The sequence below is a fragment of the Treponema pectinovorum genome (assembly GCF_900497595.1).
GTDB classification, from domain to species: Bacteria; Spirochaetota; Spirochaetia; order Treponematales; family Treponemataceae; genus Treponema_D; species Treponema_D pectinovorum.
Genome location: NZ_UFQO01000005.1, coordinates 53,099 through 75,985 on the forward strand (window position 1 = coordinate 53,099; position 22,887 = coordinate 75,985).

Here is a 22,887-nt window from a genome sequence, read left to right on the forward strand (position 1 = left end):
AGGGAACTAAAACTAAAAATCTTTAAAATCCTTTTCTGTTTGCTCACTTTTTTAAGGCAAGTCCATGTGTTTTTCTTTGGTGGAGAAATATGTCTTTGTTGTGGAATGCAGGCAGGAATAATTCCTCTATGTTCGGCTTGCCAAAAAAGACTTTATTTGCAACAAGCGCAAACCGAGCGTTGCAGCATTTGCGGAAAAGAACTCTTGAGCGAAATTGAAATTTGTTCTTCTTGCAGGCGCGAAAGGGTTTTATTCAGCACAGACAAAGCATTTCCTCTTCATTCTTATAGGTTTTGGAAAAAATCTCTTCTTTTTGAATGGAAAATCGAAGAAAAACGAGCGCTTTCACCCCTGTTTGCAAGCCTTGTATTTGAAAAATTAAAATCAATCTCGCCAGATTCCCCAATTCTTCCTGTAGTTCCTGTTCCTCCTCGCCCTAAAAAAATAAAATACAAAGGTTGGGATCAAATTGATGAAATGTGTTTTTATCTTAAGAATCTTTATGGTGCGAAAATATATAAAATTTTACAGAGACTTTCATCTTATCAGCAGAAAAAATTAAATAGGCAGGAGCGAATCGAAAAGAGTCAAAAATCTTTTTGTATAAAAACTGACCGAGCGACAAAAAAGATTCTTGCAAATCCTCCAGAAACTGTCGTTTTAGTGGACGATGTTATGACAACAGGGAGCACTGTAGATTCTTGTGCAAAAGAACTTAAAAGATTTGGTGTTCAATGGGTTTTCGTCATAACCGTCTTTATTGTTGATTAGATTTGATTTTATCTTTATTTGCCTGTATACTCTTATCTGAAGTTTACAATAATAACATTTAATAAGTGGTGAGGTACTATAAGTTATGCAAGAAGATGTTCCAGGTTATACCGTAGCGCAGGCAGTTGAGGAAGCCCGCCGCTGTTTAAACTGTCCAAAACCACTTTGCCGTGCAGGCTGCCCTATAGAAAATGAAATTCCTCAGTTTAATCAGGCTTTAGCACAGGGAAATTTTGGAGAAGCTTACAAGATAATCTCTAAAAAAAGCAATCTTCCTGCTATTTGTGGAAGGGTTTGCCCTCATGAAAATCAATGTGAAGGCCATTGTGTTATGGCAAAAGCAGGAAAGGGCATAAAAATTGGTCGTATAGAAAGATTTATTGCAGATTTTTATTCTGAAAATCAACTTTCAAGCGAAAAACTGGTTCCAAAAACAAAAGGCAAGGTTGCAGTTATTGGTTCTGGTCCCGCAGGTCTTACAGTTGCAGGCGATTTGGCAAGAAAAGGTTATAATGTTGTTGTTTACGAAGGCGAAGCAGAGCCTGGTGGAGTTTTACTCTATGGAATTCCAGATTTCCGTCTGCCAAAAGAAGTTGTTCGTCGCGAAGTTAAAAATATAGAAGCTTTGGGCGTAACTTTTATCTGCAACACAATGGTTGGAAAAGATATAACAATCGATAAAATGTTTGAAGAAGGCTTTGATGCAGTTTTTATCGGAACTGGAACCGCTATAGCAAAGGGGCTTAATCTCCCAGGAGAAAAATTAAAAGGCGTAATTCAGTCAAGTTATCTTTTGAGAATGACAAGGCTTTTTTTGGATGGCAATGTTGGGCGCGATGAAGTCCCAGTGGAAGAAGGGGACGAAGTTATCGTAATTGGAGCTGGAAACGTCGCAATGGATGCCTGCCGAACTGCAAATCTCATGAAAGCAAAGAAAATTACAGACTGCTATAGAAAAAGCATAGAGTTTATGCGAGCGTCAAAAGCAGAATACGAAAGTGCTGTAAAAGATGGTGCTGAGTTTAAATGGGAACATGTACCATTGGAAATATTGGGTGAAGATGGAAAGGTTACTGGTTTAAAAGTTTCTACTCCAGAAGGCGAAAAAGTAATTCCTGCAAATAAAATTCTTTTGGCAGTTGGCTCAAAACCTGCAGCTCGTGTAATTACATCCACTAATGGTATAGATACAGATGAATCTGGATATGTGGTAACTCAGCAAAAACCTTACGGTATGACAACAAAAAAAGGAGTTTTTGCCGGTGGAGACGTAGTTCACAAACCTGCAACTGTAGTCCTTGCTATGAAAGAAGCAAAAAAAGTCGCTCAAGGAATTAGCGACTATATAGAAGCGCGCAAACTTTTGGGAATTTAATTTTTCGCTAAGATTTGCCGTAATTTTTTAGCAACTAAGAGAGGTAAAAATATGCCAGAAGGAAATCAAATTCAACTTGTAACTTTTCAGCTTGGCGAAGAGCTTTATGGAGTGAACATTATGGATGTAAAGGAGATTGTTAAAGTCTGCAATGTTCGCCAAATTCCAAATGCACCTTACTATGTTGAAGGAATTTTTAACCTCAGAAGCGAAATAATTCCTGTAATGAATCTTCATAAGCGTTTCCAGATAAAAAAAATGGAATCAACAGAAGATGAAGAGGGTGAAGGTGGTTTTATCATCTTAAATATAGACAGAAATAAAATTGGTATAATAATTGATAAAATTGCTAGAGTTGTAACGATAGATATGGCAGACGTAAAAGCTCCTCCTCAGATGATAAGTGGAATTGGTACTGAATATATTCAGGGAGTAATTCGTCAGGACGGTCATTATCTTATAATGCTGGATATAAGGCGATTGTTTAATCCTAAAGAACTTCAAAAAATTTTTGACAAAGAATAATAAATTTCATATTAAAAAAGTATAGGTTTTCAATATAAAAATGATTCAAACTTTCAGTTCTACAATTCGCAGAAAGGAAATGGATGCGGTTTTGACTTGTCTGGTAGATGAAAAAATTGGTCCAGGCGAGTTGAATTTTAGATTTATGCAATCCTTAAAGGAATATTTGGGTTTTTCGGGAGCGGTTGCATTTAGAACACCTTCAATAGCGTTGTCTTATGCTTTAAAAGCTTTGGATTTGCCAAAAGAGACTCCTATCATGCTGAGTGCGCTTGCACCTTTTTGGCAATATGCGGCTGTAGAAGAGTTTGGATATAAGCCTTTGGTTTTAGATGTTGATGAAGGAACTGGAGTTTTAAATGCAAAAATTGTTCAAGAAGGAATTGCCAACGGTGGTCGCCTTTTAATTTTGCACGAAACGATGGGAATTTTAAATGAGATTGAAGAAATTGTCGCATTGGGAATTCCTGTAATCGAGGATATTTCGCATTCGTTTGGTTCGACAGTTTTTAAAGATGAAGAATTAGAAAGCGAAACGCAAAAAATGCAATCCAAAGCGGATAAAAATATCGCAGGTTCTTTTGGAATTTTTGCGATAATGGGATTGGAAGAATTTGACACTGTTACGGGTGGTGGCGGTGCTGTTTTGCTTTCTAAAGAACACAAAAATTGGGTTGTCTTAAAAAAGTATTCAGATTTAGCTCCTCGTACAGACATTCTCCCGGATATAAATTCTGCTTTGGCTTTGGTTCAATTAAAGGAATTTTCTCGAAACGAAGAAATGCGCAAGAATCTGTTTGCTCTTTTTCAGCGTTCGCTTATGAGTGGGAAAAATAGGACATTTTATAGACCGGCAAATAATCCTTTTACGGTCTGGTCTTTTCCTGTTGTTTTGAACGGTAGTTTTAAAGATGCAAAGCAGTATTCAGCAAAAAAAGATATTGAAATTCAGCTTGCATATTCGGATAGCATAATTGCACATCTAGGTGAAGAAGAAATTCAATCTTTAAAAGTTGCGCGTTCACTAAATCTAAGGACTGTTTTATTCCCTCTTTATCCTAGACTTGGTTCGGAATCCGCTAAAAAAATTGCGAAAGTTTTAGGAACCCTACCTTAAAATCGGAAGAGGATAAAAATGGTAAGGTGTTTGATAATCGTTAACACTTATAAAGATGAATCGCAAAAGATGGGTGCAGAAATAAAAGCGCATTTAAACGATTGTGGCATTCATTCTGAAGTTTTTTTATTTAACGGATTTTCAGAACAATATCCCTTTAGTGGATATGATTTTGTTGTAACCTTGGGTGGCGACGGTACGGTTTTGTTTGCAGCTAGAGGTTGTGCTCCAGAAAAAATTCCCATAATACCGATAAATTTTGGCACCTTTGGCTTTATCGCTTCTGTGCAGAAAAAAAGTTGGAAAGAAGAAATACATAAATTTTTGGAAGGGAACTCGCAAATTGTAAGGCGCAGTATGATTGAAAGCGAGATAATCAGAGGTGGCATAAGATGTTTTTCCACAACTGGTTTGAATGATGTTGTTTTGAGTGCGAAAAATTCTGCACATACGATAAATTTTGAAGTGAATTACGGTTCAACGCCTTTAGGAAATTTTGTTGCAGACGGCATAATTTTTTCAACATCAACAGGTTCTACCGCTTATTCTGCAAGTGCAGGCGGCCCGATAATTGACCCCTTTGTCGATGTAATCTGTCTTACGCTTTTAAATCCATTCAGCCTTTCGAGCAGACCTTTGGTTTTGAGTCCAGAAAATGAAATTTCTATAAAAATCTTACCGAGTAGAGTTAGCGATGTGATAATAACTGTCGATGGTCAAATTCCCAATGATTTGCACGTTGGAGATACAATAAAAATTCATCAGGCAAAGGATAAGGCGCTTTTGGTCGGTTGCACTCAAGAAAAATTTTATAATTCTTTGCGCCAAAAATTGAATTGGTCTGGAGGTCCTAATGCTTGAAGATTTGCGTATAAAAAATTTTGCGCTGATAGACAGCGCCGCTATAGATTTTAAAAAAGGCTTTACGGTTTTATCTGGCGAAACTGGTGCTGGAAAATCCCTTTTAATCGGTGCGCTGACTTTTCTTTTAGGCGGAAAAGGTGGAGTGGAGCAGATTAGAGTTGGCTGTTCTCTTGCAGAAGTCAGCGGAACTTTTTATTTGAAAGGGCTTTCTTCCCCTGTAGATTCATCGGCAATCGATGAAGAAGATATAAAAACACCTGCACAGTGGCTTTATGTTCACGGAATTGAATGCGAAGATGATAGAGTTTTGATACGCAGAACGCTAAGAGATAACGGAAAATCTGCGGCATGGATAGGAGAAACCCCTGTTACAAGAAGCGATTTAGCGTCTTTTTGTAATTTTTTGGTCGATATACACGGCCAGCATGAACATCAATCTCTTATGAGGGTGGGCGAGCATAGAAAATTTCTGGATAGTTTTGCGGGGCTTGAAGAAAAGGTTGAAAAATTCAAGTCGCTTTATTCACTTTTGGTGGAAAAACGAAATACTCTTTTGCAGTTGTTGACGGATGATAAAAATCGCGAGCAAAAAATTGAACTACTTTCGTTTGCTGTAAAAGAAATCAGCGAAGCAAAATTAAAAAAAGATGAAGATAAGGATTTAGACGAAGAAGAGAAAAAACTTTCTTCGTTTGAAAAACTCTATTCAAACGTGGAAGAAATTTCAAGTGTTTTTGAAGGAAGCGATAGTGGAAATGGTGTTGTTGCAATGCTAAAAAAAATTCGTTCATACTGCCAAGCCTGTTCTTCGTTTGATAGGGAACTTTCACAGCTCGATTCACGGCTTGAAAGCGTTTTTTATGAATTGAGCGATATTGCAGATGAATATTCAAAATACAAAAGTTCACTAACCTTTGATCCAGAAAGGCTCGCTTTTGTTCAAGAACGACAAACCTTAATTTACAATTTAAAGAAAAAATATGCTTCTTCTCAGGATTCATCAATCTCGGAAGTTTTAAAATTTGCAGAAGATGCACAAAAAAAACTCGACGAATTGAGCGTTGGAGAAAAAAATAAAGATTCCCTCAAAAACGAAATAGCAGAACTTGAAAAACAGGTTTATTCGATGTCAAAAGAAATTTCTCAAGAGAGAAAAATCTATGCTAAGTCGATGTCCCAAAAAGTTATGGAAAATCTAAAAACTTTGGGAATGAACGGAACTTTATTTTCTGTTGAAGTAAAAGAAAAAAATGGAAGCGATTTAGAACAGCGTTGCGGTCCTTATGGGATTGACGAAATCGAATTTTTAATTGCTGCAAATCCTGGAAATCCGCTTCAAAGCCTTGCAAAAATCGCTTCTGGTGGCGAATTAAGTCGTGTGATGCTTTCTATAAAGACAGTTTTGGCTCAAAACGACACGGTTGACACTTTGGTTTTTGACGAAATAGATACCGGCATTGGCGGCGAAGTTGCAGTTTCCGTGGGACACCACCTTAAAAAACTTGCAGAAAAAAGACAAATTTTATGTATCACGCATCTTGCAAGTATTGCCGTTTATGCCGATAATCAATTCAAGATTTCTAAGAAGGTTTCTTCTAGTGTTACTCAAACTGATGTAAAAGAAATTGAAGGTGAACAAAGGGTAGAAGAAATTGCGCGTATGCTCTCTGGTGATACGGTAAGTCAAGAATCGCTCGAACATGCGAGGTCGATGCTGTTGAAATTTTCTAAATCAGGAGGAAGTTGATGGCAAAAATTTCTACGGAAAATAGAGAACTTTTTAATTCAAAAATTACCCCATACAAAGCCAAAATAGACGAAATTTTAGAAAAAGAAAACAATATGCTCAATCTTATCAAAAAAGATGGTGCAGGAATTGGATACAAAAAGCTTTTTCTTTGTGAAAATCAAATCTTTGTCGCAACGACCTTAATAACCATCAACAATCTTTCTGAAGAACTTTTATCTATAAAAAATAACGATGCCTTAAACGATGCCAGAAAGGCTTTATACAAAGCGATAATTTATTTGGAAGATATAGTTTCTGGAACGATAGATTGTCAATTTTCAGAAATAGAAGAAAAGCTTGAAGATATTGCAAATACTCCGCTGGAAAAACGCTTTTACCTTGTAAAAAAACTCGGGCTTGCGATAAGGCTTTTAATAGATGCTTTTGGCGAAAATACAAAATGGAAGTGGTCTTTTGTAGAATTGCAGGGAAGATTTTGCACGGTTGCAAAAAATTTGCTCGATTTAAAAAAGGCCTGCAAAGATTTTTTTGATCCTTACTCGCCAGATTATGACAACACAGTTTTTTACATAAGATTGATTTTGCGACTTCTCGACCAGTCGGCAACTCAATATCGAGATCGATATGAACTTTCGACACACAGAATTGACGATATGCGTAGTGCAATCAATTATCTTTTGGCTTTGCGAAGACTTCAACTTTTGATAAATATGAAAGATGAAGCGGAAGATGTTAAGAAAAAGGCGATAGTTTGGAAAGAAAAGATGGATTCCGATCATAAAGCAGGGATTGCTAGTTAGAATGCTCAACAAAAAGCTCATCTTGAAATTGTTCGAAGGTTTTTCGATACAGCGTTGGAATGATTTGATTCGTCCTTTTGAATTGGTAGAGATGGATAAGGCAGCAGAACGCATGGTTGTTGCCTATATAATCGGTAAGTATGAGGAATCTGCTGGAAAAAAAGTGAATTGGACTTGGATTATTTACGCATCTTTGTTTGAACTTTTAAAAAAAATTGCGCTTTGCGATATAAAAAGTCCAGTTCAGCAGATGATAAGAAAACAATTTCCAAAAGAATATCTAAAGTTAAACGAATGGGTTTTAAAGCAGTACAAGGGGTTGATAAAAGACGAAGATTTATATTCAGAGTTTACACTTTATATCGCTCGCACTGCGGGGAATTTTCCTATGCCAGAAGAATTAAAACTTTCGTCTAGGATTTTGCGTTCCGCCCATAAGTTTTCGACCCTCCGCGAATTGCAGATGATTGAGTGTGTAAATGAAGAATCTAGGCTTTCTAAAATAAGAAAAGATTTGAACGAGAATATTCAAAAATATCTTGATTTACGCGGAATGCAACTCTTAGTCACAAAACAACGACCCTTTGATTTTATAATGATGATAGAACAGCTCAGGTTTCAAACCAGATGGAATCAAACTCCAAGAGTTCCAAAGACAAGCGTTTTGGGGCATTGCTATTTTGTATAAATTATAATAAATATTAGAACGATAATTATAATAAATATTGATATTTCTACAAGATTTTTAATTTTATAAAACGAAAACAATAAATAATATTTCCAAAGAATTATTACTAGTCAATCAGATTTATAATCTAAAACGAACGGCTTGATTGTGCAGTGGGGAAATACTAGCGCAAATTTGTCTGAATCGATGCGAAGATTTTTAGGTATTCATAGGAATTGCAAATCCGTATATCCCTTCGTTCTTACCGTTATATTTAAAAGTAATAGTACCTCGATTATTTGTTTCATAACTGAATGAATTTGATTTTATTATTGGCAACACGGACATAACATTCCCGTGCTTATGAACCATAACAACACATCCATCACTTATGGATATCCTTTGTGCAACAACAAGCCATACAACATCTTCTTTTGAGCAAAGACTGTCGAAAATACCATTTGTTTTGCTTATATTTTTTTTTAAAGAAAACTTTGTAACAATTTCTTTTATAGCGTTAGCAACTCCACCACTTGTTATGAGGTTTTCGCTTCCTTTTGTTGGCTCTGTATCAATCGGTTTTTTATCTAGTTTGTTATCTAGCGCTTTTGCCACTCCACCACTTGTTATGAGGTTTGAACTTCCTTCCTTAGGCTCTGCATCTATATTTGAAGAATCTATTCCGCCTGTGTCGCCCTTTGAGCCATTTCTTACAGTAAAGGTCGTTTTTACACCATTTGTCAGCTCACAGGTGATTTCATTTTCGCCACCGTCTTCTAGGCTTGTAACTGTTTGCGTTATGCTTTTTACATTTATTTTTGGAAAACTCGTAAATTGTGGAGGATTCCCTTCTCCTTTGCTTTCTAGTAAATCGCCTGAATTTCCTAAACCAATTGATTTGTAACGATTTTCGCTCGCATCCCAAATTGCAAGACTTTTATCGATAGGACTATCTTCTCTTGTTGCTAGAGCCTGCTCGTGTCCCTCATCACCAACCCTTGCGACTCCATCCTTTCCAAAGACGAGTCTTCCGTCATTTTTCCCATCATAATTTTTCGCTCGAATTCCTGTGTACTCTCCAACTCCAAGAGAACTTTGAGATTCTGCTCTTGTAATTATCTCATTATTGGCAATCTCTAAAGTTGATGACTCAATTTTCTTAGTTTTTCCTTTCACTCGTAAATCGCCAGATATATCGAGGCTACCTTGTATTGTTGCAGAACCTTGAACAGAAAGGTCATTTTTTATTGAAGCAAATTGGGCTTCTAATCCCGAAACAAACTTTTTAAGTCCAGCAATTTCCTGCCCCAGCTTCGTTAAAAGACCTCCAGAATCAGCAGAGGCATTTTCTGGACGACTAAAGTCTTTAAGAGTTTTTACCTTTGCTTTAAAATCAGCTCCGTCTTCTCCTGCGCCTTTAAGATAAATAAAATCGCTGTCGTTTATTTGAGTACCTTCATCAAGTTGGTTAAGAGTTGTGTAATTTATCTGTGCCATTTTGAACCTCAATCAATTCTAGCAAGATTAAACTATGCTGGAGCGATAGTAGATGCTGATCATAAAATTATATTTCCTCCAATAAAGAGATGGAATTTAGCTATTATGGGGTCTGTAAAATCATCTGAATTAAAATCAGTAAAATATAAAATTATGCCGTATGAGTTTTTTTCATTAGGATGTATTGAAGAACCCATTATCCAACCAAAACTAGATATATTAAGTTGGTTTACAGGATTTGTGTTATAAGGTTTTCCAGTATAATAGACATAATCATAGCCATCTTCATTGGTTTTTCTAGAATCACTTATATACTCGCGAATTACAAATGGAGCATTAGCCCAGTCAGACATATTTTGTTCGCCTCGAACTGCATAAAGGAAATTTGGAGGTAACCATAAAATATATCTACCTTTATCAATTCTTATTAATTTATATCCTTTTAATTTGGAGCGTGAATCTAAAACCAAAGTATTATTTACATAGGAAAAGTTAAAAACACCGCAATAATAAAAATTTCCTCCTTGCGACAAAGCTCCTTTGAAAATTGCTTTTTGACCAAACAAGGCTTTTCCATCTACATTCAATTCTCCCCCTATATGCACCTTGCTCATAAATTCAGCATTTCCTTGAGTGTCTACACCAAACCCCTGCGCAGCATTGAACAATAAATCTCTCTTTCCATCGTTACTAAGTCTAAAAGCTTCTTTTCCGTTCGCATCTAAAAAATTGCTTGATTTTATGATTCCTCCGTTCATTATCGTAAGCACTTTACTAAATAGATTTTTGATCATTGCATTCTGAACAATAGACAGACCTGGAATTGTGTATCCAAGCGAGCCTAAATTAAATAAATCGCTTTGACATGAATCTAGGTATTTTGAGGTTCCGCTTGCTCCTAAGTTCAAAGAAATCCATTCATTGTTTTTCGCAATTACTATAGAGCCTGCTAGGTTTTCAATATTTATTGAAATAAACCAATCGCCATTTTTTATATCAGAAAATTTTTCGCTAACAGAAGACATTTTCCCTTCGTCATTAAAAAAGTATCGTTCAATTTCTGAATTGCTAAGTATTTTTCCGAAGCCCAAATATTTTGGTGCATATAAGGAAACAGAGTTGTTTGCCTGCTCAAGAGTTTCATCTGTTTTTAAATTTGTATAAGAATTTGCTTGTTCTATCGCTTCATCTTTTTTTGAGTTAAGATGATTTTCAAGACCTCCTGAGACTTCTCCCCCAATTTTTAGTAAGTCTTCTAATGCAATTACATAGCGGAAGTTCGTCCTATCTTCGACAATTGTCCATCCATTTTTTGTTAGAACATAAATAAATCCTTTTTTATAATTTATTTCTTTAACAGAAAGTACAGCTTTAGCATTATCGATTAACACTCCCTTATTGGTTTTTAGACCTGCCGGATGAGTAAAATTATCAAAAGCAAGAAAGAATCCCCCTATTGAAGGATTAGAAGGAAAGCTTTGATAATACATTCCGTAATATTCTGCTCCATCATCTCCTTTTGCACCTGCGCTACCTGTTGTGTTTACAGGCTTAGAATAACTTTCCCTTCCATCTGAATAAACGGTTTTTATCCTCATCCAGATAAATCGTCCTTCTTCTCTTTGCGGGGCAGATGTGCTCCAGCCATTAAATGGGGCAACTGTGTCAGATGATGTTGTTGCCCATTCTGTTACAGTAAAGTTTGTTGTAGGAATTTCACTATAGACGCCAGAATCGACTACACCTGCTAAAACTGGAGTTATCTTACTTTCAAACTCTGGCAGAACAAAGTCCGCCTTATCTACATCAAAAATCTCTGGAGCATACTCAACACAGGTCAATTCAGCTGAAAGATTATCGCCACAAGTAATATCTGTGATAATCAAATCGATAGAATCATTCCCCACTGTTCCGAAATAAAAAAGGTCTCCCTCTGCAATAAAAAGTGTATTTTCTTGCGGAGTTAAAAAAATTACCTGTGTGTTAGCTCCCTCAACTGTCTTTAATTGCAATAGTTCAGAATTTCCATCTGATTTTCTTATACGAAGTGCGTAATTCTTGTTTTGCTCCATTTCCAGCAGTTCATCAGTAATTACTCCGGTTATTTTTGAATTTTCATCATAGATAATTTGAACAAGCCGTCCCTGTGCAATTCCTGCCAAAGCGATGTCGCCGGCGTATTTAATCCAGTCACCCTTACGACAAAGCATATATTCAATATCTGTCGAAAACTTATGAACTATAGGTCTATTTTTTAAGACAGCATAGTTATACATTCCAAGTCGTCTAACTTGACTGCTTTTTGTAACACCCCACATTTGAACATCTTGACAAGTTATCGCGGGTTCTCTTCCTTCATTTCCATCTGGACTGTTATAAACATACGTTTCATCTTCTGCAAATCCTGCTTCCTCGTTTACAAAAGGAAGAGCAATCTTATCAGGAACATCTGCAAATCCTATCTGCTCTTGATAATCCCGGCTATTACGCGGCGAAAACATCTGAACAAAACTATCTCTTTTAATATCTTGAATAACGCTGATTTTTCCATTTAACCGAGTGATTTCTGCTCGGCAAGTAGAGCCTATGAGAGACAATAGTTGTTTTATCGTAAGAGAATCTGTTACATAAGCATTGCATTTATACTCGTGTTCATTACACCAGTTGTAGAGGCGCGAAAAACTTTCCCAGTCGATGTCAGTATCTTTTAGTTTTTGTTGTGCCATATTTCCGCGCATCGCATACATTGCAGCCGACGCAGGATTAGACGAAGTTGCATCTGTATTCCACGAAGCCGCCCCGTTCACCTTGCCATCGTATATTGGAAGACAGGATTGAGAGATAAAGTTTAGCCTTTCGACCACAGAATTTAGTTTTTCAGAGGCTTTTATCTTTAAACCGATAAGGGTAAGTTCTTTGGTTATTTCTTTTTTTACAGGTCTTTCATTTTTTATAGCTCGTATGCTTCCAACATAGACGGAATCGACAACTTTGGTATCTTTATTATCAGAAGTTACTCTCGTAACACGAACCGTATAAGAAGCACTTTCGAGAGAAGTTTTTGTGATTGCGTATCTTTTAGTTTTAAGTTCTGCCGCCGTTATGTTGTTCGACGGAAAAGATTCAAAATCTTGTGAATATGAAATACTGAATTTCCAATAGTCGCCAGCGTCTTCTATATCAGAAAATGAGTATTTGTCTTTTTTCAAAGGATTTACAACAAAACTGTCTCCAGAAATTCTTTGCCAGGAGCTGAAATTTTCCCAGGCATAATTTTCATTCCAGTTTTGAATTCCTTCTTCATCATATTCAAATCTCTGTGTGTAGATCTTTTGACTGGGAGTCTGCTTTGAAAAATATCCTAAAAGTCTATAGTTATTATCGCTTTCGCCTGCCTTTTTATATTCAGCACGCACTTCAACAGAAGCAGATTTTATTTTTCCCTCATCATCATACTGAGCCAGTCCATTGTAAAAAAATATATCTACGTTAATTTCACAAGTTTTATCTGGAGTTGTCCTGATTATAGAACCGTCTTGTCCTTCTTCTGTCTTATTTACAAGGGCAGAATTGAGTTGTTCTTCGTGTACGCATTTTGTTATAAGCGGTGGGTCATCTTCTCCGTAAGCGATTTTCATCTCTATCAGATTGTCTTTACCATTTAGAATAGAGTTTATATTCCCAGAAGCAGAATAGTCTTTTAGAAGAGTTTCGCCGATTTTAATTGAATCTGTTTCGATTTTTTGATTTTTTTGACCTGCACAAAAAAGTTGATAAAGATAAACAGAGCCACTTTCAGGCTCTACCCAGGTAAACGAGGTCATAGCAAGGTCTGGATAAATTCTCCTTCTTCCAAAAAGCATTGGAATGTAACCACGTGGACGCAGCTGGTTTTGACTTCCTCTAATTGAAGGGTCTTGTTTTGGACTTTCGCGGGCTTTAGTGCTTGGAATATCAAGATTGTATAAAACAACTCCACCGGCGAGAAGTCCAAGCCCAGAGCCTACAAGGGCAATTCCTGCATATAATCCTGTACCTGCTGTTGCAACTGCGATTATAACTCCAAGGACAACGAGTGCCGCACCTCCGACTTTCATTCCAACGCCCTGGTCTTTATTGTCTCCTTCGGGTACGACTTTTATATAGATGATTGAATTGTCATCAGGGGTAAAATCAAAATCCATTACAGCAGTATCATTTACAAGAACTCTCCAACCTGTATTTACCGCTTTTCTAGCATCAATTTTATTTAATATTTCTCGTATAGAAAGTTTTTTTAATTCTTCAAATGTAGTTATTTCTGATGAGAACGGATTAAGTTGAGCGTGAATTTTTATTGACATGATACCACCCTTCAATAGTGCCGCTAAGTCCGGAATTTGAAATCCTCTCGCAGACAGAGCCTAATCTATTAACAGCATGGATTATAAAACCGTCTCCAGCATACAAAGCGACATGGGTGGCAAGCCCTCTGGATTTAATAAGAGCAACGGACTGTTCTTCTGGTGTAGAAATCTTTTCTGCACAAAAAACTGGAACATTTAAGTCAAATAATTTTTGAGTCTGTTTTTTATCAAGTGCATCCGAATAGTTCCCTGTCAGTAAGGGTAAGTCATATCCATATTCATTGTTTAAAATAAGGCGCACGAGTCCATAGCAATCAACACCTGTAAAATCTCTTCCACTAGAACAAAAAGGAATTCCCACATATTTATGTACCCATTCAAACATAATTAAAAATACATTCCTGGAAAATCTTGTGGCGAGTAGGTAAATACAGTTGCTTTTCTATCTTGGATATATAGGTCATAAAGGTCTGCTGTAATTGCATTCTTATCTGCGCTTATATTGCGTAAGACAAAGTTAAAAGGACCACACTCATAAATTTCAGGAGAAGAAGAAAGTACCACTGCAATATCACAGGTTACCTTATGTCCTATAGAACTTTTAATTATCTTATAAATAGAAACATCAGTATTATCGATTTGAAGACGGCAGTTTTTATTTCCATCACCTGTTTGGTCTGGGAGAACCGCTGTAAATGCACAGGCTAAATATTCTTCTCCTTTTATAGTGAGATTTTGATTATCGTTTACGATTCTAATAAAAACTGAATCATCCACATATATTTTTAAGATGGTAAGGAAAACTTCTTGAGTTTCTTCTGCTGTAACTGCTTCTATGGCTTTCTTGCTTATATCAGGCATTCATTTTCTCCAGTTTCATAGTTATTTGCCACAATCCGTCCGTATTAGATTCTGTGTAATCTTCTGAAAAGCGAAATTCTCGATAAGAAAGCGTTTGCGGGTCTTTCATCTTAAATCTTAAAACCCCATCGCAAAGTGTATGTTTATACCACGCTTCAAAAGTTTCTCGTTCGTAAGATTTTAGAAGAATTGTTCCTGTAAAATATTTAGAGCTTACTGTATATCTTCGTCTGGCCTTTGCAGGTCCTGCATCCATCTCTGTTCTAACTACATTGCTTTTTCGCTGTGTCTGCATGCCTTCAAGTCTCATAAGAGGAAGAGAAGCAGGATATTCTATAGTGCTCATTTATACTCCTTGTGCCTTAACACCATATCGTCCTTGCATTGCTTTGTCGGCTTTCCCAGAGGCAATATGTGCGTTTATTACTGCTCCAATTTTTACTTCGATTTGTTTTTGTCCGTCCTCGCTAAAACTTTCTTTTGCACTTACTTCTTCACTAGAATAATTATAGATGTAGACAGGAATAGCCACATTTGCCACAGAAGATTCAACTCCAAGAGTCCCATCAGAACCTCTTTTTAATGGCATTATGGCTTCAGGACCTGCTTCGCCCATTAGCCCTGTTCCAAAATCAGAACCGCGTGCAAATCTAAAAACAGTCGGGCTTGTTACTATAGAGTTTGTAAAAGTGCCTCCTTTAGCAAACCTTGCATAAGAGTCATCTCCGTAAACTCCGCCTAAGGCGTTTGTTTCTTTAGAAGAATTTTTTTTCCCTTTTACGAATCCTGCCGTTATGGCTGTAGAGCCTGCCGCTGCAATAAACCCTAGTCCCATTGCCCATTGTCCTTGCGCTATAAGCTGAAGTCCTGCCTGCATAAAAAGTAAAGGTAATTGGTTTAGGATACTTTGTGCCATATCAACAAAAGCTGATTTTAGGGCATCGCTTGCACTTGCTCCTTCCCCAAGAGCTTTGCCAAAAGTCTCAAATCCAGAAAGCGTTGCATCAAACGATGCGTTTGCAAGCTGACTAACAGTTTCTCCCAAGACTTTTGCATACTCTTTCCAGCCGTCAATCTGTAATAATCCATTTTTTGTGATAATCCCTAGTTTTTCAGCCAATGATGAAAAGCTTCCGTTACTTAAAGCGATTGCGTCATAGAGAGACATATACGCTTCTTTTTGTTCTGCGGTTGCTTGAATATCATCGAGGCGCTTTAATACTAGTTCTCGCTCAGTTTTTCCAAGGTTATCAACTTTTTTTTGTAAGTCAAAAATTTCATCATCAATCAGAGCACGGTTTCTAGCAGATTTTAAGTCTTTATATTTTTTTATGAGTTCGCTGATAGATTTATCAATCAGTTCAAAGGGTTTGTCGATTTTATCTTGAGGGACTGTCAAAAGAGCTTGTAGATTTTTCTGGATCTCTCCCATTTGATTTTCAATAAATCCTGTTAAATTAGATTTTTCTCCCAAAACTTTTGAAATATCTTCAGACAAAACTTTTGAGATATCTTCAGAAGCAGAAAGGGCAGATTCAAGGCCTTTTACATAAAGTTTCCCAGCTTCTTGTCCTGTTTTAAAAGAGAACTGAGATATACCTGTTATCTTCTCCCACCATTCTTTCCAAGTCTTTATGTTAAGATTTAGAGATTCTTCTGAGGTATCAAGTTCAAGTTTTGCAGGAAGTTTTATTACAGGCAAATCCTTCAAACTCCCGTTTGATAAAAGTTCTTTTCCAGTAACTTTTATCCTCTCATTTATTTGAGTTCTTAAAGACTCTGCGATTTTTAGCTGTTCTTCCTTTTGCTCCCGCAATATTTTTACATGTTCTAAATCTATATCATTAGAAGATTTTGAATACTTATTAATCTTTTCTTCAAGGCTTGAGATATCATCAAGCCGCTTCATATAATTTTTTATCCCAGAGCTTGAAGAATCAAGAAGTTTTTGGTCATTTAATTTTTTTGTCGCGGCGGAAGCTTCTTCGACAGTCGTTGTATAAGCGTTTATAGTCCCGTTTAGTTGAGGATAGAGTTTAATCAATTCGTCTGTTGTTTTTTGATCAAGTACTTTTTGCTCATTACCTTGAGAAAATGCTTGAAGTAATTGTTTTTCTGCCGACACGGTGTTATTGATTTCTTTGCTTAAATTATCAAATTCATTCCTGCTTTTTTTTGCAGCGCCTCCAATCAAAGCAACTCCTGCAACTGTTGCCCCAATAGCAAGCATTACGGGATTTGCAGCCAGAGCAGTTAAAGCAATACTTATTCCTTTAATTGCAAGTATGCAAGGAGCGGAAACAGCAACAACTTCAAGCATTCCTGCAATAAAGTCTTTTGTTCCAGCATCCATATTTCCTAAGGATGCTAAAAAATCCCCTGTAAGATTTGCCAAATCTTCGGCAAGTGGTGAAAGCATTTGACCGGCTGTTTTCTGCAAATCTCCAAGCGCGTTCTTTAATTTGTTACTTGCAGTAACTCCAGCTTGAGCAGCGCCACCAAAAGTTCCTGCCAGTTCATCTAAAATTATTTTTTGTGCTTGCGCTTTTTTCCCCGTATCCATGAGGGATTTCATCAAGCCTTTCTGCGATTCACTAAAATTAAATCCTTGTTTTTTAAGCGAATCCAAACCTTTTTCAGGGTCGTCTAAGGCTTTTCCCACTGATTGAGCAGCACTTTTTAAGTCCATTCCCATGACATTTGCCATATCTAAAATTGCTTTGGTTGCTTCTTCAAATGTGTCGCCTTTTATATTTTTAAATCCGAGCAAAACAGACTGCATCGAAAGAATTGCATCGTCTTCATATCCTGTAAGTTCCTGGAGAGAACGAGCCATACTCTGAAGTTTTTCTGAACTAGTCCACGCTTCAGAACCTGTGGCTTTTAAAACTGCACTTAAAGTGCGTGCGGTTTTCTGAGATTGTTCAAAAGAGCTTATAGCGTTCTTGGAAAAATTGACTATTTCTTTTACAGCAAAAGCAGAGCCAATAGCAACTCCCAGTTTTTTAAAATTGCTACCAGTTTCATTTGTTTTTTTATCAAGTGCTTGTAAGTTTTTTACAGCCCTGTCAACTTCTGCTGTAACAAGGACTCTCATCTCTTCTGTAAGTTCAGCCATTTTTGCGCTCCTCTTGTTTTATCCTAGCTAAAGCACCGTCAAATAATTCCACAGTTTCAAGTATAACAATAGGAGTTTGCCCCCAGCCTTCTGCGTGTGGGAAGCCGTACTCCTTAACTCTCTGCCAAAGTAGTACAGCCGACCAAAAATCTTTTGAGAGAAATGTTTTTATGTCTTTTCGTTTGATTTTTGTCTTACAGACTAAAAGAGGAGCCTCGTCATATTCAGCCGTCCATTCTTCACGGTCCCAACCATCATAGACGAGGCTAAATGCTATTTCAAAATTTTTTTTTCTGATTCAGTGAGTCGGTCAGATGCGACTTCAACGCAAATCATATCGCAAAGTGTTTTAGACCCGTAAAAAGAAGATTCTGCAAGTTCTTTTCCATTTTGTATTTGAACACTTGAAACCTCCCCATACTCGTCATATTCATCAACCGTCAAGTTTTTGATTTCTCCAACATGGTCTCGAAGAATCTTTGAGACATTGAACTTAGAATCGGCAGAGATAGAACCATCTTCCGATTTTTTTACCGAAACTTTCGATAACTCTCCCTGATTTTCAACTGTTGCACGGATTATTTCAATTTGAATTTGCTCTTTTTCATCAAGAGTTAGATTGCCAAAAATATCCGGTATAAACCAGTATCTTTTCTGCGATGTAAATTTCATTATGCGCTCTCCTTGACCTTGTAGTAGATAAGACCAGGATGATTTCCTCCATCAATTTTGTAATTAAAATTGAAATTCTGCTCACCGTCTAAAGGCTTATCCATTGTTATACTTTCAACAGTAACAGGAAAATGCTCCCAAACAGCAGTTTCTCCAACAATCTCTGTTTCACGGCGACTCATCATATAATCAATCTTGCTTGATTTTGCAGGAAGGCGAGTAATATGTGTTCCGTCATCAATAGAAAGTTCAGCGAATTGATTTAGAAGAATTCTCTGGCCTTCTGATTCTGTTTCAAACGTTCCGTTGATTGTTCCGCTTCCTTCCGTAAATGCACCTGTAATGAATTCTCGAACTCCGCTCTCAAGATTTTCCTGAGTTGAAACATCGTAGGTTGTTCCATTTCTTGAATTAGAAATATCTTTCACAAAACTTACCAGCGTAAGTTCCAAAGGAATTAGCGAATCTCCTGCTGCAAGCCGCTGACCTTTCCACAAGTGAACTACTTGACCTGCTTTCAATCCTTTTGCACCAGATATTGAGCTGTCCGGCTGCGGAAGTTTAGAGCCCGTTTGTGCAATTCCTTTGATTTTATAAAACCCACTTGCAGTAAGTGAAGTACTTCCGTCGCCTTCAATCGCAGCCTTCTCTGTAATTGCATAAAGCTTTCCGTCTTTTCCACCTGGTTTCATTTTTAATCCTCCGTAAATAATCTTTCTGGAATATCAATTTCGATTTTGTACGGCAAAATATATTCCGCACCCATCGAACTTTCATCATCAGGATAGAACCATTGAGGGCTTCCTCGGCTAATCCAGTAGGCTCTAAAAATGCCGGCGCTTGTGGGAACAGAAAGATATGAGTCGCTGGCACCGTTAAGTCTTTTGCGCAAGGCTATGGTTTTTGTCAGCCATTTGGTGTGAGTTCCTCCAGTTTTAAAATCTGCAAAAAAAATCAGTTTCATGCAGTTTTCGCCACTCTGAACAATATCCTGATAGAGTAAATCAATATGAGCAGTTGTGCTCTTTGCAGTCTGCGGAAGAAGAAAAGCAGAAAAACCTAATTCTTCTTTGATGGCTTTTCTTAAACTTTCAATAAAACTTTCTATCGTCATTTTCAGCCGTCCTTAAGTGCATTGTGAATTTCAGTTTTTACTTTTTTTTCTATGTATTTTTGGTCTTTTTCATCAAGGTACATAAAAGGGCGAGAAGGTATGTCAACACTTTTTTTTATGATAAAAAGAGTTATCTCTTGACCTTTTTCTTTTCTTGCCCAGCAGACCCCACCTTGTCGCCAGATTTTCCAGCCTGCGTTTTTCATTGCAGAAATCAATTCGCCAGCTTTCTGTGCATTGTACTTTCTCATAAGTTCTCGAACATGAAAGCCAGCAGGAATCCAAAGCCCACTTTTTTTCCCGCTTACAGTTCCACCTTCCTGAACAATCTTTGCATAATGTAAATTTGTTCCCACGCTTGCCCAGTTTTTTCCGTTGTGAGCAGAAATTGAAGAAAGAAGTTGTCCGTTGTCTCTCAAAGTTTTATTGCCTTTTTTTATCGTCTGGGTCAGAGGTGCGTTCTCTGGTGGAATTCCGGAGTTAATTTTTCTTTGTGTTGAACTTACAAGCGCTTTGGAAACTTCTCTCATACAAGACTCAAGTACGGAAGTCGAAAGTCTTTTTGCGATGTCGCTAATACTTTTTATTACTGCTACACCCATTTGCTCCCCCTTTTTAGCGGGTTAGATTTTCCACCACAAACAAAGCCTACGGCAGAACCGCCTGCTTCTGGGTTCACAAAGTCATTTTTTTTTAGAATTGGACCATAGTAACTTTCAATCAAAGTTTCAGCATCCTCATACTTGGCTTTCGCCCGACTTTCCTGCCCACAGAACGAGAAAAGCTCATAAAGGGCGAACTTTAAAACTGCTTCCCTGCAAACTTCGTTTAATTCATCATATTTCTTTCCTGTCGAAAGAATTCTCCCTTTAATTGAGACCTTTGCCTTTAATAAAGCGCGGACTGCGACGCTATCGTTACCAAGTGTCAAAGTCTCATAATCCTGTTCAGGAATTTCAGCCTTCAAGTCTTCAACTGTAAGCTCTTCTGTATACTCCATAAATCCTCCTTTGCATAAAAAAAGACCAGATTTCTCTGGTCTTGATAATATTTTTACATATATGCCTTATGGCTTTTGCTGGAGACTCTTTCTATTCGGCAAGGAATTCAAACCAGGCAATGCCCCTGATGTTCACAAGAGGCAATGGCTTTGATTTTGAATATATGTCTGTTCCCCGGTGGTCCTGCCTTTCCACAGTGAAAGTGTAGAACGGAGTCGCATTCTGCTGGATTGTGTCGTCCAGTTTGCAGAAGGGCATTGACTGACCTGCATTCAAGGCACGGCAAAGAATCTCACCATCGTCGCAAAGCGATTTTGTGGTTTTCTGCCCGCTTGAATCGACATTGATATAGGAATCGTTGTCGCAGAAAACCTTAAACTGCCCGACCATCAACGACTCTCCGTCAATGCGAGCCGCAAGGTTTGGCTTTGCAGCTACAGCGTCGAGCATCTTCGCGTAAACATTGCTTGCTGCAATAAATTCCACAGGTCCTCCGACACCGTTTTTCTTGAGCTTCAAAGAAAGTCCCGTAAGAATTTTTACAAAGTCAGCATAAGTCGCGGCGGAAAGTTTTAACGTCGAGGATTTTTCCTTCATCGCAGAAATTTCGGCGCTTGTTCCAAACTCGACAACATACCTCTGAAGTCCGCCTTCGCTTTTCATCATGTAGTCGATTTTTCCTCGATGAGCCTGACAGCACAAAGCATTCATAGTCTCTCGAACCATGTCATAGTGTTCGCCTGTAAACTCGTCGATAATCTGGTTCTTGCCCAGCTCGGTTGACCTTTCATAGTTGTCCATATCGACTGCCGAAATCGTGTCGTCAATCTCGATAGGCATGGGTTCAATCAAAATTGTCTCGGCTCCATGTTTTGGACGAACGCCAGGTCCTCCTCGTCCCACGACAGGGATGTTCCCTATCTCCTTTTTAATCTTGCTAGCGGCGATGTGGGTGCTGTTGTGCATGGGGCGCTGCTTGAAGTAGGCAGCCGCAAGCGATGTATTTTCGGGTTTTGTCGCTGTCATTCTTACAATGTCAGCCTGCAAAATTCTTCTTATAGGCATTTTCTATCTCCTAATTAAAATTTGACTCAGACCATACGGACTGCGTAAGATATATTCCGGCTCCAGGAAGTTTTCCCTTTAAAGTGTCATTTGGTGCTGCTTGAGAAGCATTCAAAAGCCTGCTTTCAACGGCAATACCGTGCAGAAGAACTCGTACGTTCACTTCTCCAGAAGGATGCGGTTCGACATCTTCTACAAGCACTGCGAAAGGAGTGTCGCTATCTTCCGCAGCAGAGTATGACCCGCTTGAATACTTGAGGACGGTTCCAGCCTTCAGTGCTCCGGCGGAAGATGCAAGTTTTACAACGCCTATAATGGGCGGATGGGAAGGGCTTACAATTCCTTCGATGTCTGTTTCAATTTTTTCCATTTTTCTCATCTCCTACATTCTTGCCGCAATGTCGGCAGGATTGTTTTTTTCGTCAGTTTTTTCTCCTTTGTCCGAAAAATCTAAGGCATCGAAGCGGGATTCCGTCACACTTTTGTTGAGGGAACATTCAAGGACGGCTGAAAGCACATCGCTAAAAAGTTCAAGCGCGCTCTTCTTTTCAGTTTTTTCGCCGTCCGCAAATTCACAATCGCCACCCAGTGCAAGTGCGTTTGCGACCGCCTTGACCTTAGACATTGCAGAAGCAGGAATCCTGTCGCTGAATCTTTCGGTCAATGCCTTCACTTCGGAATCCCTCTTTGCAGATTTAAGGAAATCAATTTCCTTCTGCATGTCCTGGTATTCCTTTGAATCGCTGAAGTTTGCCTCTTTTGCAGGCTCAGCCTTTTTTGCGGCATCTTCCTTGAGCTTTTTGTTTTCTTCCTCAAGGGCTGCCATCTTCTTTTTTTCTTCTTCCGTCATCGGAATTTCCTCCTCAAATTCTATTGAATCACTAAAGTCGATTGACTCAACTTTATCCTCTCCAAAACAACTGTGTGTCATAAGCTGCTCAAGCCCCGGAATCTTTGGAGGAGTTGCTCCACAAATTGCAAGGGAATGAAGATACCTCTTTCCATCGCTTGCACGACGAGGAATCGTCACGCTCCACCCCTTGTAGACTCCGTTGCCGTCGCTTTTGTCGTCAAACTGCTTTTCCAGTTCAGGATGTAAAACCACCTGTCCGACCAGGACCTTTTCCCCTGAATGTTTTGCATCGGGATATATTCCGTCTATAGCTAGCACATCGCCGAACTTCGGAAAGTTGTCGCTCCTTGCCACGTCATGCCCAATCGAAATTGGACGAGGCGGGGTAAAGGTAGTTTCAATGTCCTTCAAGTCCTGCTCGGTAATTCTTGCTCCATCCTGCCCAAACGTTCCTGTCCTGCATAGTTGCCATGTACGAATCTTTTTCATAA

General features: G+C 38.1%; 22 protein-coding genes. 8 read left to right on the plus strand and 14 right to left on the minus strand.

Features of this window, described 5'->3' with window-relative positions:
* The first annotated feature begins 39 nt into the window (after positions 1–39).
* The 8 genes from FXX65_RS08150 to FXX65_RS08185 all read left to right on the plus strand — a co-directional run bounded on the left by FXX65_RS08150 (position 40) and on the right by FXX65_RS08185 (position 7,890).
* Positions 40–771: a ComF family protein gene (locus FXX65_RS08150; RefSeq protein WP_147615867.1), complete on the plus strand. Its 732-nt coding sequence runs from the start codon at positions 40–42 to the stop codon at positions 769–771.
* An 85-nt stretch (positions 772–856) separates the two neighbouring features.
* Entirely contained in the window at positions 857–2,146 is a 1,290-nt protein-coding gene (locus FXX65_RS08155) for an NAD(P)-dependent oxidoreductase (protein WP_147614074.1), read from the plus strand.
* Positions 2,147–2,197: 51 nt separating this feature from the next.
* Complete coding sequence (locus FXX65_RS08160; protein ID WP_147615868.1) at positions 2,198–2,671, plus strand: chemotaxis protein CheW; 474 nt, start codon at positions 2,198–2,200, stop codon at positions 2,669–2,671.
* A gap of 40 nt (positions 2,672–2,711) precedes the next feature.
* On the plus strand, positions 2,712–3,788 hold the full coding sequence (locus FXX65_RS08165) for a DegT/DnrJ/EryC1/StrS family aminotransferase (protein WP_147615869.1): 1,077 nt from the start codon (positions 2,712–2,714) through the stop codon (positions 3,786–3,788).
* Between the two features lie 18 nt (positions 3,789–3,806).
* A complete protein-coding gene (locus FXX65_RS08170; RefSeq protein ID WP_147614077.1) occupies positions 3,807–4,649 on the plus strand; it encodes an NAD(+)/NADH kinase in 843 nt (280 codons plus the stop codon).
* Positions 4,642–6,399 (plus strand): DNA repair protein RecN, encoded by a 1,758-nt coding sequence (gene recN, locus FXX65_RS08175; RefSeq protein ID WP_147615870.1) that lies wholly within the window; start codon positions 4,642–4,644, stop codon positions 6,397–6,399. Before FXX65_RS08170 ends, recN begins: the two co-directional genes overlap by 8 nt.
* Complete coding sequence (locus tag FXX65_RS08180) at positions 6,399–7,202, plus strand: hypothetical protein (RefSeq protein WP_147614079.1); 804 nt, start codon at positions 6,399–6,401, stop codon at positions 7,200–7,202. Before recN ends, FXX65_RS08180 begins: the two co-directional genes overlap by 1 nt.
* 1 nt (position 7,203) lies before the next feature.
* Positions 7,204–7,890, plus strand: a complete 687-nt coding sequence (locus tag FXX65_RS08185) for an HD domain-containing protein (RefSeq protein ID WP_147615871.1) — start codon at positions 7,204–7,206, stop codon at positions 7,888–7,890.
* Positions 7,891–8,088: 198 nt separating this feature from the next.
* Here FXX65_RS08185 and FXX65_RS08190 read toward each other — a convergent pair whose 3' ends face one another.
* From FXX65_RS08190 to FXX65_RS08255, 14 genes are all read right to left on the minus strand, one after another.
* Complete coding sequence (locus tag FXX65_RS08190; RefSeq protein ID WP_147615872.1) at positions 8,089–9,366, minus strand: hypothetical protein; 1,278 nt, start codon at positions 9,364–9,366, stop codon at positions 8,089–8,091.
* A 59-nt stretch (positions 9,367–9,425) separates the two neighbouring features.
* Entirely contained in the window at positions 9,426–13,709 is a 4,284-nt protein-coding gene (locus tag FXX65_RS08195; RefSeq protein WP_147615873.1) for a host specificity factor TipJ family phage tail protein, read from the minus strand.
* The gene (locus FXX65_RS08200) at positions 13,681–14,097 is read right to left on the minus strand and encodes an NlpC/P60 family protein (RefSeq protein WP_147615874.1); all 417 of its coding nucleotides are present in this window, start codon (positions 14,095–14,097) and stop codon (positions 13,681–13,683) included. Before FXX65_RS08200 ends, FXX65_RS08195 begins: the two co-directional genes overlap by 29 nt.
* Positions 14,098–14,099: 2 nt before the next feature.
* A complete protein-coding gene (locus tag FXX65_RS08205) occupies positions 14,100–14,573 on the minus strand; it encodes a DUF1833 family protein (protein ID WP_147615875.1) in 474 nt (157 codons plus the stop codon).
* Complete coding sequence (locus tag FXX65_RS08210; RefSeq protein ID WP_147615876.1) at positions 14,566–14,919, minus strand: hypothetical protein; 354 nt, start codon at positions 14,917–14,919, stop codon at positions 14,566–14,568. Before FXX65_RS08210 ends, FXX65_RS08205 begins: the two co-directional genes overlap by 8 nt.
* Positions 14,920–17,691, minus strand: coding sequence for a phage tail length tape measure family protein (locus tag FXX65_RS08215; RefSeq protein WP_147615877.1), 2,772 nt, complete (start codon positions 17,689–17,691; stop codon positions 14,920–14,922).
* 273 nt (positions 17,692–17,964) lie between these two features.
* A complete protein-coding gene (locus FXX65_RS08220) occupies positions 17,965–18,363 on the minus strand; it encodes a hypothetical protein (protein ID WP_147613862.1) in 399 nt (132 codons plus the stop codon).
* On the minus strand, positions 18,363–19,055 hold the full coding sequence (locus FXX65_RS08225) for a hypothetical protein (RefSeq protein ID WP_147615878.1): 693 nt from the start codon (positions 19,053–19,055) through the stop codon (positions 18,363–18,365). Before FXX65_RS08225 ends, FXX65_RS08220 begins: the two co-directional genes overlap by 1 nt.
* Positions 19,056–19,057: 2 nt before the next feature.
* Positions 19,058–19,477, minus strand: a complete 420-nt coding sequence (locus FXX65_RS08230; protein WP_147613860.1) for a hypothetical protein — start codon at positions 19,475–19,477, stop codon at positions 19,058–19,060.
* A 2-nt stretch (positions 19,478–19,479) separates the two neighbouring features.
* Positions 19,480–20,079, minus strand: a complete 600-nt coding sequence (locus FXX65_RS08235) for a phage virion morphogenesis protein (protein WP_147615879.1) — start codon at positions 20,077–20,079, stop codon at positions 19,480–19,482.
* The gene (locus tag FXX65_RS08240) at positions 20,070–20,477 is read right to left on the minus strand and encodes a hypothetical protein (protein WP_147615880.1); all 408 of its coding nucleotides are present in this window, start codon (positions 20,475–20,477) and stop codon (positions 20,070–20,072) included. Before FXX65_RS08240 ends, FXX65_RS08235 begins: the two co-directional genes overlap by 10 nt.
* A 91-nt stretch (positions 20,478–20,568) precedes the next feature.
* Positions 20,569–21,543 carry a major capsid protein gene (locus FXX65_RS08245; RefSeq protein WP_147613857.1) on the minus strand — a complete coding sequence of 325 codons (975 nt, stop codon included), beginning with the start codon at positions 21,541–21,543 and terminating at the stop codon, positions 20,569–20,571.
* Between the two features lie 10 nt (positions 21,544–21,553).
* A complete protein-coding gene (locus FXX65_RS08250; RefSeq protein ID WP_147615881.1) occupies positions 21,554–21,913 on the minus strand; it encodes a hypothetical protein in 360 nt (119 codons plus the stop codon).
* 12 nt (positions 21,914–21,925) lie between these two features.
* Positions 21,926–22,885: a hypothetical protein gene (locus FXX65_RS08255; RefSeq protein WP_147615882.1), complete on the minus strand. Its 960-nt coding sequence runs from the start codon at positions 22,883–22,885 to the stop codon at positions 21,926–21,928.
* Positions 22,886–22,887 lie beyond the last annotated feature (2 nt).

Bases quoted from the DNA above. Each gene is read 5' to 3' on its own strand.
- FXX65_RS08170 (WP_147614077.1), top strand. From the start codon at position 3,807: ATGGTAAGGTGTTTGATAATCGTTAACACTTATAAAGATGAATCGCAA.
- FXX65_RS08245 (WP_147613857.1), bottom strand. From the start codon at position 21,543: ATGCCTATAAGAAGAATTTTGCAGGCTGACATTGTAAGAATGACAGCG.
- FXX65_RS08250 (WP_147615881.1), bottom strand. From the start codon at position 21,913: ATGGAAAAAATTGAAACAGACATCGAAGGAATTGTAAGCCCTTCCCAT.
- FXX65_RS08165 (WP_147615869.1), top strand. From the start codon at position 2,712: ATGATTCAAACTTTCAGTTCTACAATTCGCAGAAAGGAAATGGATGCG.
- FXX65_RS08205 (WP_147615875.1), bottom strand. From the start codon at position 14,573: ATGCCTGATATAAGCAAGAAAGCCATAGAAGCAGTTACAGCAGAAGAA.
- FXX65_RS08190 (WP_147615872.1), bottom strand. From the start codon at position 9,366: ATGGCACAGATAAATTACACAACTCTTAACCAACTTGATGAAGGTACT.
- FXX65_RS08220 (WP_147613862.1), bottom strand. From the start codon at position 18,363: ATGAAATTTACATCGCAGAAAAGATACTGGTTTATACCGGATATTTTT.
- FXX65_RS08230 (WP_147613860.1), bottom strand. From the start codon at position 19,477: ATGACGATAGAAAGTTTTATTGAAAGTTTAAGAAAAGCCATCAAAGAA.
- FXX65_RS08200 (WP_147615874.1), bottom strand. From the start codon at position 14,097: ATGTTTGAATGGGTACATAAATATGTGGGAATTCCTTTTTGTTCTAGT.
- FXX65_RS08155 (WP_147614074.1), top strand. From the start codon at position 857: ATGCAAGAAGATGTTCCAGGTTATACCGTAGCGCAGGCAGTTGAGGAA.
- FXX65_RS08255 (WP_147615882.1), bottom strand. From the start codon at position 22,885: ATGAAAAAGATTCGTACATGGCAACTATGCAGGACAGGAACGTTTGGG.
- FXX65_RS08235 (WP_147615879.1), bottom strand. From the start codon at position 20,079: ATGGGTGTAGCAGTAATAAAAAGTATTAGCGACATCGCAAAAAGACTT.
- FXX65_RS08195 (WP_147615873.1), bottom strand. From the start codon at position 13,709: ATGTCAATAAAAATTCACGCTCAACTTAATCCGTTCTCATCAGAAATA.
- FXX65_RS08240 (WP_147615880.1), bottom strand. From the start codon at position 20,477: ATGGAGTATACAGAAGAGCTTACAGTTGAAGACTTGAAGGCTGAAATT.
- FXX65_RS08225 (WP_147615878.1), bottom strand. From the start codon at position 19,055: ATGAAACCAGGTGGAAAAGACGGAAAGCTTTATGCAATTACAGAGAAG.
- recN (WP_147615870.1), top strand. From the start codon at position 4,642: ATGCTTGAAGATTTGCGTATAAAAAATTTTGCGCTGATAGACAGCGCC.
- FXX65_RS08210 (WP_147615876.1), bottom strand. From the start codon at position 14,919: ATGAGCACTATAGAATATCCTGCTTCTCTTCCTCTTATGAGACTTGAA.
- FXX65_RS08180 (WP_147614079.1), top strand. From the start codon at position 6,399: ATGGCAAAAATTTCTACGGAAAATAGAGAACTTTTTAATTCAAAAATT.
- FXX65_RS08160 (WP_147615868.1), top strand. From the start codon at position 2,198: ATGCCAGAAGGAAATCAAATTCAACTTGTAACTTTTCAGCTTGGCGAA.
- FXX65_RS08215 (WP_147615877.1), bottom strand. From the start codon at position 17,691: ATGGCTGAACTTACAGAAGAGATGAGAGTCCTTGTTACAGCAGAAGTT.
- FXX65_RS08185 (WP_147615871.1), top strand. From the start codon at position 7,204: ATGCTCAACAAAAAGCTCATCTTGAAATTGTTCGAAGGTTTTTCGATA.